The organism is Asanoa sp. NPDC049475 (assembly GCF_040676915.1).
GTDB lineage: Bacteria > Actinomycetota > Actinomycetes > Mycobacteriales > Micromonosporaceae > Asanoa.
Genome location: NZ_JBFAPY010000006.1, coordinates 473002 through 482763, shown reverse-complemented (window position 1 = coordinate 482763; position 9762 = coordinate 473002). Strand labels below are relative to the sequence as shown.

Annotated in this window: 14 protein-coding genes; 7 read left to right on the top strand and 7 right to left on the bottom strand. The window is 68.1% G+C overall.

Going from position 1 to position 9762, the window contains the following annotated elements; genetic code table 11:
* Positions 1-834 carry a MurR/RpiR family transcriptional regulator gene (locus tag AB0J88_RS26535; protein WP_364351286.1) on the bottom strand — a complete coding sequence of 278 codons (834 nt, stop codon included), beginning with the start codon at positions 832-834 and terminating at the stop codon, positions 1-3.
* Positions 835-940: 106 nt separating this feature from the next.
* Here AB0J88_RS26535 and AB0J88_RS26530 point away from each other — a divergent pair, with 106 nt between their 5' ends.
* The 3 genes from AB0J88_RS26530 to AB0J88_RS26520 all read left to right on the top strand — a co-directional run bounded on the left by AB0J88_RS26530 (position 941) and on the right by AB0J88_RS26520 (position 3243).
* The gene (locus AB0J88_RS26530; RefSeq protein ID WP_364351289.1) at positions 941-1774 is read left to right on the top strand and encodes a class I SAM-dependent methyltransferase; all 834 of its coding nucleotides are present in this window, start codon (positions 941-943) and stop codon (positions 1772-1774) included.
* Between the two features lie 24 nt (positions 1775-1798).
* Positions 1799-2605 (top strand): MOSC N-terminal beta barrel domain-containing protein, encoded by an 807-nt coding sequence (locus tag AB0J88_RS26525; RefSeq protein ID WP_364351292.1) that lies wholly within the window; start codon positions 1799-1801, stop codon positions 2603-2605.
* 74 nt (positions 2606-2679) lie between these two features.
* Positions 2680-3243: a dihydrofolate reductase family protein gene (locus AB0J88_RS26520; protein WP_364351295.1), complete on the top strand. Its 564-nt coding sequence runs from the start codon at positions 2680-2682 to the stop codon at positions 3241-3243.
* 5 nt (positions 3244-3248) lie between these two features.
* Here the strand turns inward: AB0J88_RS26520 and AB0J88_RS26515 are convergent, their stop codons facing one another.
* The 6 genes from AB0J88_RS26515 to AB0J88_RS26490 all read right to left on the bottom strand — a co-directional run bounded on the left by AB0J88_RS26515 (position 3249) and on the right by AB0J88_RS26490 (position 5897).
* Positions 3249-3536, bottom strand: coding sequence for a DUF1905 domain-containing protein (locus tag AB0J88_RS26515; RefSeq protein ID WP_364351298.1), 288 nt, complete (start codon positions 3534-3536; stop codon positions 3249-3251).
* A gap of 199 nt (positions 3537-3735) precedes the next feature.
* Positions 3736-4206: a hypothetical protein gene (locus AB0J88_RS26510; RefSeq protein WP_364351301.1), complete on the bottom strand. Its 471-nt coding sequence runs from the start codon at positions 4204-4206 to the stop codon at positions 3736-3738.
* Positions 4203-4628, bottom strand: a complete 426-nt coding sequence (locus tag AB0J88_RS26505; protein WP_364738036.1) for an EndoU domain-containing protein — start codon at positions 4626-4628, stop codon at positions 4203-4205. The genes AB0J88_RS26510 and AB0J88_RS26505 overlap by 4 nt, the downstream gene beginning before the upstream one ends.
* Before the next feature lie 90 nt (positions 4629-4718).
* Positions 4719-5213 (bottom strand): hypothetical protein, encoded by a 495-nt coding sequence (locus tag AB0J88_RS26500; protein ID WP_364351307.1) that lies wholly within the window; start codon positions 5211-5213, stop codon positions 4719-4721.
* Position 5214: 1 nt separating this feature from the next.
* Positions 5215-5535, bottom strand: a complete 321-nt coding sequence (locus AB0J88_RS26495; RefSeq protein ID WP_364351310.1) for a hypothetical protein — start codon at positions 5533-5535, stop codon at positions 5215-5217.
* Positions 5532-5897, bottom strand: a complete 366-nt coding sequence (locus tag AB0J88_RS26490; RefSeq protein WP_364351313.1) for a YbaB/EbfC family DNA-binding protein — start codon at positions 5895-5897, stop codon at positions 5532-5534. Before AB0J88_RS26490 ends, AB0J88_RS26495 begins: the two co-directional genes overlap by 4 nt.
* A 210-nt stretch (positions 5898-6107) precedes the next feature.
* On the opposite strand from AB0J88_RS26490, the gene AB0J88_RS26485 reads away from it, so the two are divergent.
* Genes AB0J88_RS26485 through AB0J88_RS26470 form a run of 4 tightly spaced genes read left to right on the top strand, consistent with a single transcriptional unit; the run spans position 6108 to position 9722 of the window.
* The gene (locus AB0J88_RS26485) at positions 6108-6590 is read left to right on the top strand and encodes an aldehyde dehydrogenase family protein (RefSeq protein WP_364351316.1); all 483 of its coding nucleotides are present in this window, start codon (positions 6108-6110) and stop codon (positions 6588-6590) included.
* On the top strand, positions 6542-7876 hold the full coding sequence (locus tag AB0J88_RS26480; RefSeq protein ID WP_364352064.1) for an aldehyde dehydrogenase: 1335 nt from the start codon (positions 6542-6544) through the stop codon (positions 7874-7876). Before AB0J88_RS26485 ends, AB0J88_RS26480 begins: the two co-directional genes overlap by 49 nt.
* Positions 7873-8379 carry a discoidin domain-containing protein gene (locus AB0J88_RS26475; protein ID WP_364351319.1) on the top strand — a complete coding sequence of 169 codons (507 nt, stop codon included), beginning with the start codon at positions 7873-7875 and terminating at the stop codon, positions 8377-8379. Before AB0J88_RS26480 ends, AB0J88_RS26475 begins: the two co-directional genes overlap by 4 nt.
* 53 nt (positions 8380-8432) lie before the next feature.
* Positions 8433-9722 carry a sensor histidine kinase gene (locus AB0J88_RS26470; RefSeq protein WP_364351322.1) on the top strand — a complete coding sequence of 430 codons (1290 nt, stop codon included), beginning with the start codon at positions 8433-8435 and terminating at the stop codon, positions 9720-9722.
* Positions 9723-9762 lie beyond the last annotated feature (40 nt).

Sequence of the window (9762 nt, the reverse complement as noted above, 5' to 3'; positions counted from 1 at the left end):
CTAGCTCACGAACAACTGACGACGGGACGCGGAACGTTCGAACTCTTCGAGCCGGCGCTGTGACTCGGCCGGCGCCGCGTCGCAGAGGGCCTGTAGCAGCACCATGGCCAGCGCCATCGGGGCCGCGTGCAGGTCGAAGACCAGTTGGGCGCCGACGGCGGCGGTCAGCACGACGTCGGCGTGGTCGGCAGCGGGACCGACCGCCGAGTCGGTGATCAGCACGACGGACAAGCCATCGGCACGGGCAGCGGCCAGCGCCTCGACCGCCTCACGCGGGTAGCGGGGTAGGACCATCGCCAGCAAGGCGGTCGCCCCGGCCTCGCGGGCCTGGTCGATCCGGTCGGTCAACATGCTGCCGCCGGTCTCGAGCAGCCGGACGTCGGGATGCACCTTGGCCGCGAAATAGGAGAAGTAGGAGGCCAGCGGCGCGGCAGAGCGCAGCCCCAGCACCGGCAAAGGACGGCTGGCGGCCAACAGGGCGCCCGCCCGGCTCAGCCGCTCAGGATCACTCAGCCGCGAAGCCAGGTCATGCAGGTTGTCGGCCTCGGCCCGCAGCGCCACCTGGAGCTCGTTGTCACCGACCCACGCGACGTCGATCGACGGGCTGACCACCTCGCGCAGCTTGCGCCGCAGCGCCGGGTAGCCGTCGTAGCCCAGCGCCAACGCCAGGCGTGTCACGCTCGGCTGGCTGACCTGCGCCAGCTCGGCCACCTCGGAGGCCGACAGATAGGCCGCTGACGAGGCGTTCTGCACGAGGCAGTGCGCGATCCGCCGCTGGGTCGGCGTCAACCGCACCCCACGGAACAGATCCACCACACGAACGCCTTCATTCACGAAGGCAGACTATGCATAGAACCATTCAGGAAACAAGCACGTGTGGCGATTCTGCGGTGACGGATAGCTGTGTGACGCAGGTAACACCGTCTGGTACAACTGCCGCGTGAACCGGACGAGACTTCGCAGAGCCATCGCCCGCACACCACTCGCACCGGTGGCGGCCTTCCCGCACCGGCTGCGTCGGGTTGCCCGCCACGACGCGAAAGTCATCGGCACCTCGGTGCGGTGGCTCTTCACGTCGCGCGAACACCACAACTACACCTACGAGTTGACCAAGCTGTCCCGCGAACACCTGGCCTGGTTCGTCAGCATCACCTGCGCCGTGCCGGTTTCCACGGTCCGTGGATATTTCGCCGAGATCGACGACGACGCGGACCTGCGCGACCACATCACCGCGGCCACCGCGGCGTCCGCGCGCCGTGGCCTGGCCGACAAGCAGGTCAGATATGCCAGGCGCATCGGCTGGTACGCGATCGTGCGCGCCCGCCGCCCCGCCCACGTCGTCGAGACCGGTGTCGACAAAGGACTCGGCACCTGCGTGATCGCGGCCGCCCTGCTCCGTAACACCGCCGAGGGCTCACCGGGCCGGGTCACGTCGCTCGACATCAACCCCGAGGCCGGCTACCTGGCCCGCAGCACGCCCTGGTCCGACGTGGTCGACCTGGTGATCGGCGACTCGATCGAGTCGATCGGCGCGCTGGACCGCAAGGTCGACATGTTCCTCCACGACAGCGACCACAGCGTGGCCCACGAACGCCGCGAGTTCGAGGCCGTCGAGGCCAAGCTCGCACCGGGCGGCATGCTGCTGACCGACAACGTGACCATGACCAACGTGCTGGCCGAGCACGCCGAACGGACCGGCCGGCGGTTCCTGGCGTACCGGGAGACTCCCTCCAAGCACTGGTTCCCAGGCGACGGAATTGGCCTCGCCTGGTGAGGGTGGCGGTGGCACCCTGAAGCGATGCGATTGAGCGCCATCTACACGTACCCCGTGAAGGGTTGTCATCGCGTCACCCACGACGAGGCCCGCGTCGAGCCGTGGGGGCTGGCCGGTGACCGCCGCTGGATGATCGTCGATGCCGACGGCGTCGGAGTGACCCAGCGGGAGACCGCCGCGCTCGTCTTCCTCGGCGCGGCGGTCGAGCCCGGCGCGCTGCGCCTGACGGCGCCCGGACGTGAGGAGATCACGATCCAGGAACCGCCACGGGCGTACGACGTGGGCGTCAAGATCTTCAAGAGCCGCCGCGCGCCGGTGCCGACGCGACCAGCCGGCCCCGACGCGGACGCCTGGCTCAGTGACTTCCTGGAGCGGCCGGTCCGCCTGATGTTCCTGCACGACCCGACCGCGCACGTGCCGGGCGCGAGCGCGACGCTGGGCACGATGTCGTTCGCGGACGGCTACCCGCTGCTGCTCGCCAACGCCGCGTCGCTCGAAGCGCTCAACGACTGGCTACAGGAGGAGGGCGACGAACCGGTGCCGATCACCCGATTCCGCCCGAACCTGGTCGTCGAGGGCGCCGCGCCGTGGGCCGAGGACGGCTGGCAAGGGGGTCTGCTGCGGGTCGGCGAGGTGGTGTTCCGGGCGATCAGCCTGTGCGACCGCTGCGTGGTGACCACGATCGACCAGGAGACGGCCGAAAAGGGCAAACAGCCGCTGCGCGCGCTGGGCCAGCACCGCAACATCGACCAGGGCCTGATGTTCGGCCTCAACCTGGTGCCGTCGGCGCCGGGCCGCATCTCTCTAAATGATGAGGTGGAGATTCTTTAGCGCGGGCTGTCGAAGGCCCGTCCTCCGCTCCGACGTACGAGGTGAAGGAACACTCTCGCGAAGGAGCGGTTGCGATGCGCAAGGTCATCTACTGGGTGCACACGTCGGTCGACGGTTTCGTGGACGGCCCGAACGGCGAGTTCGACTGGGCGGCGTTGGGCCCGGAGCTGTCCGCGTACGCGTCGGAGGTCCACGACCGCGTCGACACTTTTCTCTATGGCCGCGCGGTCTGGGAGATGATGTCCAGCTACTGGCCGACCGCCGAGCAGACGTCGGATCACCCGCACGACCTCGAGTTCGCCCCGATCTGGCGCGCAACCCCAAAGATCGTCTTCTCGCGTACGCTCCGCGGCCCCCTCGACCACGGCACCCGCCTGATCAGCGACAACCTGGTGTCGGAGGTAAAGGCCCTGAAATCGGCGCCGGGCAAAGACTTGCTGCTGAACGGCGGGTCACAGTTGGCGGGCGTGTTCGCCGAAGAGGGCCTGCTGGACGAAATCCAGGTGATCGTCCACCCAGTGGTGCTCGGAGGCGGCAAGCAGGTGCTGCCGCTGGACAAGACCCGCGTCAACCTGGACCTGGTCGAAACGCGGACGTTCGACGACCGAGCGGTGCTGCTGAGCTACGTCCCTCGCTGAGACGGTCACACATCCAAGGTCAACCGAACCGTCACGGTGTCACCGATATCGATCCGCTCAGCCTTCCGAACGGCGGTCTTGAGCGGCACGATGTAGCCGCCGTCCTTGGGCCAGAGCGAGGTCGTGAACCCGGTAGCCCCGATCCGCACCGCGACGGGAATCATGCCCCAGCCATAGCTGACCAGATCCGCATTGGCGGCGAGCTCCAAACACTCGGCCTCAGGCACAGTGACGAAGTGCCACGGTGCAGGCCCTTTCCAAAACCAGATCTCGCCGTCGAACAGGAAGTCCATCGACCCACCATAGGCGCGGCGGTCATGACCGGAAACAGATGCTGACCGCTCTGCTTCAGCGTTCGGCTAGACCTCGATGTGACGGCCCGCAGACCGCACGTGTTCGGCTCGCGCCGCACCGCTTCCGGACATCACTTGGCCATTGCTGCAGCAAGTCCGTCGACGCCATTCGCCCGAGCCAGAAATCCCAGCATCGCTGTCAGTCTTCGGGCAGGAGCCGGCCACGGTACGGATGACGTCGGTTCCAGGTTTGCTCCCACAGCAGGACCTCGGCCTGTGGCCTGGACAGCTCAGGCCAGAAGTCGCGCACGATATCGGAGCTTTCTGGCCGGCTCGCGAGGAAGGCCCAGTAAAGCTCGACCGTCTGGCGAAACTCGGCCAAGCTGTACTGTCCGCGTTCGTCGTCGGCCCAGTAGTTGCTGAAGGTCACGCCGCGCTGAGTCAACGTCAGGTCGTAATGTTCGCTGCTCCAGGGCTCGACAGGCCGTCCAGCTTCGACATCGTCGATCATCGCGAGTGCATCCAGGCAGACACCCATCATCAACGAGATGTCGATGATGGCCCACGCGCCAAGCGCCCGATAGCGCTGGTCGTCGACTTCGAAGCGGGCGGTGCCGAGGTCGCTGAGGTGGAACCGGATGAAGCTCATGCGGTCCTTTGCGAGGGTCATGGGAGCACTGGCCAGCCGTGCTTCAACGCGCCAGTCCCCGGGTCGAAGTAACCCTGGATGACGATTCCGGAGTAGCTGCCTTCCCACATGTTAGTTGTCCCGGCGACATGGGTGTGGTTGCGGAAAGCACCCGCGATCGCTGCGTCGACCTGCGCCGGAGTCCAGTGGTTCGGGAAGAATGAGCTGACTCCGTCGTGGCCTCCCTTGGGCTTCCACCGGCCCTGCGGTGGATCGAGAGCGGGGTCGAAGAATTCAGGTCGCGCGGTGTAGATGCCTGTGCGGGCATCGCGTGTGACCGAGCCTGGCCGTATGCGGCGGCCTGGCATGTCTCGGCCGCCGGGCCGATAGTGGTAGCCGGACCCAGTCGACTTCTTCGGCCGAAGGTCCCCCCGGAAGACATGGTCGAGACCGTGCGGACCCATCCGGCCGGGACGGGATCGCTTCTTCGCGCGTCGCAGGTAGCGGAGCGCCGCCCGCATCAGCTTGCCGCTGGCCTTCGTCCTCGCCATTGCTCATGCCTCGAGGAGCGTCGCGATGACCTCGTCGATCAAGGCGCCGACCGCGACTCGGGCGAGTTGTTGGAAGATCGGGATCTCGGCCAGCGAAGCGCCGAAGGTGACGGGGGCCGTGGCTACTGCCTGAGCGATCTGGATCGCCAGGATGGTCAGTTGGATGATGACCGCGACCTTCAACCCCAACACGATCGTCCCGCAGATGACCAAGCCGGTTCCGGTCAGGATCGCGGCTGGTACGCCGTCGCGCATTGCGGCCAAGGGGCTGTCCTCGTTGGTCCACCACTCCTGGAACGCCGTGATGTCGGTGCCTGTGTGGGTCGACCAGATTGGGGACGCTGTGGAGTTGGCGTTGGCTGTCAGCGTGTCCAGGGTCGTCGCGAAACGGAGCCAGGCCTGGCCCATCTCCAGCAGCTTGTCTTCGTCGGCCTCCGGCCACGTGTAACCCAGTACGCCCAGCAGCGACCGCAACTCCCCAGGGAGCTCCAGCGACATCTCATCCTCCGAGCGCGTCGAAGGCGCCGCGGATCTGTTCCTCTACCTCTCGGTAGTTGGTGGCCATGGCGCCCACGTCGAAGCCGGCCGCCGACAGTTCCTCCGCCGCCACCTCGAAGCACTCGAAGGCCCACTCCGCCACCTCCGAGTGGGCCGCGCCGATCAGTGACCCGATCTCGTCGGCACCCCATGGCGCGCCGAAGCTCGACAGCTCCGACTGGAAGGCGCGCAGGGCCGACGTGAACTCGCCGGCCACACCGGACAGTTCCGCGCCCGACGTGCCGAGGGCCGACGGGTCGACGCGGAAGCCGCCGCTGCTCATCGAGGTTCACCCGCCCGCCGCACCAGCGCCGCCTGCGCCTCGACCAAGGCCTCCGTGAACGCCGAGAACTGGCGGGACGTGCGCTCCTGTAGGTCGCGCAGCTGGTCACCCGAGACGTCGAAAGACCCGGGTAGGTCGGCCAGGGCCGCGTTGACCGCCGACGTCAGCTCCGCGGCCAGTTCTTCGAGAGGTAGCCCCGCCACCGCCGGATCGAGACGGATGCCGGTGATCCGGCCCGGCATCGCCGCGCGCACGACGATCAGCCCGTCGCAAGCCGAGGCCGAGCCCGTGACGGACGAGCCTGCCCCGAGCGCGGCCGCCGTAGAGGACAACAGATTGATCAAGCCTGATGGATCGGTCACGTCACGCACTGTAAGGCGTCGATGCGAGACCTGTGACGCACAAAGTGGACGGTGCGTTAATGGTGGGATGAGTATTGACGATGATCGCCAAGGTCTGTGACCATTCCGTCACGACATCGAAACTCTCGCAACCCTGAATGTCCACATCAGTGCAGGTCGAGTGCGTGGTGCAGGGCAAAGTGGGCGGCGCCGCCGGTTTGGAGTGATCGGATGTTAGCGGCCCACGCGGTCATCGCTGTCCACAATCCGGGAACGGGGGAGCGGCTCGGCGAGGTCCCGGTCACCACCCAGGACGGGCTCGACGCCGCGATCGAGGCAGCGCAGCACGGTCAGCGCGCCATGGCGAGCATGCCCGCCCACGAGCGGGCCGCACTGCTGCACCGCATCGCCGCCGGGATCGAAGAAGAACTGGAATCCCTGGCCCACCTGCTCGCACAAGAGAACGGCAAGCCGATCAGCCAGACCCGCGGCGAGGTGGCCGCCGCGATTCGGATCTTCCGCGGACTCGCCGGCGAGGCGACCCGGATCTTCGGCCGGCAGATCCCGCTCGACGCCGTGCCCGGCCTGGAAAGACATTTCGCCGTCACCATCCGCGAACCCCTCGGAGTCGTCGCGGCGCTGGTCCGTTCAACTACCCCGTCGAGCTGTACGCCCACAAGGCCGGCGCCGCCCTCGCCGCCGGCAACGCGGTGATCGTGCAGCCACCCCGCCGCTGCCCGCTCGCCCTGCACCGGATCGCGGAGATCATCCAAGAGCAGGGCATCCCGGAGCACGCCCACCAACTCGTCAACGGCGGTCCCGAGATCTCCCAGGGCCTCGCGGAGAAAGAGGGCATCGCCGCCGTCTCGCTCACGGGCAGCACGCGCGCCGGCAAGGAGGTCGCCAGCCGGGCCAGCCGTACCCTCAAGAAGGTCCTGCTCGAGCTCGGCGGCAACGACGCGCAGATCGTCTGCGCGGACGCCGACGTCGAGAAGGCCGCCGAGGCCGTCGTGCTCGGCCGTCTGGCCCGCGGCAACGGCCAGATCTGCTGCGCGGTCAAGCGGGTGTACGTGCAGCGGCAGGTACACGACGAGTTCGTCGACGCCCTGGTCGCCCAGGCCAGCAAGCTCACGGTCGGCGACCAGCTCGACGAGCGCACCGACGTCGGCCCGCTGATCGCCAAGGGTTCCGAGTGGGTGGCGAAGATGAACGTGCCCGACCACACGGGCGGGGTGATCCTGCGCCCGTCGCAGCAGCTTCCCGAGGCCTATCGGGTCGAGTACAAGCTGAAGACCATCGACTTCGGTGGCAAGCGCAATGGCACGATCAACTACGGCGGACGGGTCAACGGGTACGCGACGACCGGCTGCAAGACGCAGCATCCCTGGGGTGAGGGGTCCGACAGCCCGGGGTGGACCGGCGACGCGTCCGTGCCCTACTGCGAGTGGCAGGACGTGCGGGCCGGGAACTACGGCTACAACGGGTTCCATTTCATGTCCATCGTGGACTTCGCCAACCCGGCGCCCCGCAACAACCACTTCTGGCACTATCGCCGCAAGGTGCTGATGGACTCCTTCTCGCAGCATCCGGACCGGGTCGGCTCGGGCATCGGCGGGCGGGTCTGCGACTCCAACACCAACACCTACTACAACTACCGCGACAGCAACTTCAACACGGTCAACATGTGGATCAGCGGGATGCCCAACTGGAATCCGGGCCGCGGTGGGCTGGCCGGCAACTCGCAGTGGTTCATGACCTCTTGCTCGGGCGGCGTGGCGGAGCAGCAACTGTCGTCGGCCGCCGAGCTGCAACCCGAGCTGATGCCGAACACCTTCTACACGTTCGCGATCGAGCGGGACGCGACCGGCTACGTGCTGGAGGCTTCGGGCAATTTCGCCAGGGTCGGCCAGAAGACGTTGCGGTTCCACCGGCCGTTCGTGGTCAACACACCTGGCCCAACCAGTGGCCGGCCGGGTCCGCGTACCCGGACTGGTTCGTGATCGGAGACCTTTATACGAATGTGTACGAGGGCAGCGCGGGCCTGACCGACGTGCGGTTGTACGTGCCGTCGGCCGCACCCACGAACCTCGCGCTGAACCGCCCCGCGACGGCCGACAGCCAATGTGCGGCGGCTGAGGCGCCGGCGAAGGCGGTCAACGGGTCGGTGTCGGGTGGCAACGCTGACAAGTGGTGCTCGCTCGGCACCTCGAAGTGGATCCGGGTCGACCTCCAGGCAGCGCGCCAGGTCGGCCGGGTGGTGCTGCGGCATTCCGGTGCGGGCAACGAGAAGCCGGTCTGGAACACCCGCGACTTCGACGTGCAGGTCAGCACCGACGGAGTGAGCTGGACCACGGTGGCGTCACCGCGCGGCAACACGGCGAACGTGACGACGCATACCTTCACTCCCCGGTCGGTGCGATATCTCCGGGTCAACGTGATCACCCCGACCAGCGACTCGGATCGGGCGGCGCGAATCTACGAGCTGGAGGCGTACGCGTCGTGACCTCAGGTTGAGGGAAGGGGTCAATGTCGGACCCCTTCCCTAAACTGGCTCCCGTGACCACGACCCCGCTCGCTGCGACCTGGCGCCGCCCCGGCCCGACGCCGGAGCAGCGGCGTGCCGACGTGCTGATCGGGTTGGTGGTCACGGCGCTGGTGCTGCTCAACATGACGCTCACGACGTCCGCCGGGGTCTCGGTGTTCGGTGGTCGGGTGCCCGCCCTGCCCGAGCAGGTGTTCTGGACCGTGGCGATCTGCCTGCCGCTGTGCTGGCGGCGGCGCTGGCCCGAGGCCGTCGCGCTCGTCATCTCGGCGGCGTTCATCGCCGCGCAGGTCCGCGCCGCGCCCGAGCAGCAGCTCACGTCCGGGGTGCTGTTCGCGGCGATCTACGCGCTGGGCGCGTGGGGGCGTGACCGGCCGAGGGCGAAATGGATCCGCATCGGCATCACCGCCGCGATGTTCGCCTACCTCTTCGTCACCTTGGCGATCTTCCTACCGCGGGCTCAGGAGAGCGACTTCGAGCACGCCAGCGGGGTGCTGCCGCCGCTGTTCGCGGTGGCCGTCAACGGCATCCTGGTCAACGTGCTGATCTTCGGTTTCGCCTACTTCTTCGGCGAGATCGCGTGGACGTCGGCCCGCCGTGAGCACGAGCTGGAGCTGCGGGCCGAGCAGTTGCGTGCCTCCCAGGCGGAGGCGCGCGAGCTGGCGGTCTCCGACGAACGACTACGCATCGCGCGTGAGCTGCACGACGTGGTCGCGCACCACGTCTCGGTGATGGGCGTCCAGGCTTCGGCGGGTCGGCGGGTCCTCGGCAAGGACCCGACCAAGGCCCGCGCCGCGCTGGAGTCGGTCGAGCAGAGCGCCCGCACGGCGGTCGACGAGCTGCGCCGCATGCTGAGCCTGCTGCGCCAGTCCGGCGACGCGGTCGACGTGGCGGCGGGCGGCGTCGACCGGCTCGACGAGCTGCTGGCCAACGCCGGCGAGGCCGGCCTGGCCGCGCGGCTGGGCGTCTACGGCGATCCGGTGGAGCTACCCGAGTCGCTGTCGCAGGCGATCTACCGGATCGTCCAGGAAGCCCTGACCAACACCCTCAAGCACGCGGGGGCGACCAGCGTCGACGTCCGCATCCGTTACCTGGCCCACGAAGTGGAGGTCGACGTGACCGACGACGGTCGCTCGGTGCTGGTCGGCCAGCGCACCGCCGGCATGGGCCTGATCGGCATGCGCGAGCGCGTTGCCGCACACGACGGGGTCCTGTCGACGGGTCCGGTGGTCGACGGCCCCGGTCGCCGGGGCTTCCGGGTCCGAGCCCGCTTCCCGCTGACCCGCGTGGCGGTCGAGGCATGACCGAGCCTTGGCGAGGACATCATCGGCAGAGCCCGCCCGG

What these genes read in the sequence shown, in the direction of transcription:
- AB0J88_RS26525 (WP_364351292.1), top strand. Translation starts at nt 1,799, where the DNA reads ATGCGATTGAGCGCCATCTACACGTACCCCGTGAAGGGTTGTCATCGC.
- AB0J88_RS26520 (WP_364351295.1), top strand. Translation starts at nt 2,680, where the DNA reads ATGCGCAAGGTCATCTACTGGGTGCACACGTCGGTCGACGGTTTCGTG.
- AB0J88_RS26515 (WP_364351298.1), bottom strand. Translation starts at nt 3,536, where the DNA reads ATGGACTTCCTGTTCGACGGCGAGATCTGGTTTTGGAAAGGGCCTGCA.
- AB0J88_RS26510 (WP_364351301.1), bottom strand. Translation starts at nt 4,206, where the DNA reads ATGACCCTCGCAAAGGACCGCATGAGCTTCATCCGGTTCCACCTCAGC.
- AB0J88_RS26505 (WP_364738036.1), bottom strand. Translation starts at nt 4,628, where the DNA reads ATGGGTCCGCACGGTCTCGACCATGTCTTCCGGGGGGACCTTCGGCCG.
- AB0J88_RS26500 (WP_364351307.1), bottom strand. Translation starts at nt 5,213, where the DNA reads ATGTCGCTGGAGCTCCCTGGGGAGTTGCGGTCGCTGCTGGGCGTACTG.
- AB0J88_RS26495 (WP_364351310.1), bottom strand. Translation starts at nt 5,535, where the DNA reads ATGAGCAGCGGCGGCTTCCGCGTCGACCCGTCGGCCCTCGGCACGTCG.
- AB0J88_RS26485 (WP_364351316.1), top strand. Translation starts at nt 6,108, where the DNA reads ATGTTAGCGGCCCACGCGGTCATCGCTGTCCACAATCCGGGAACGGGG.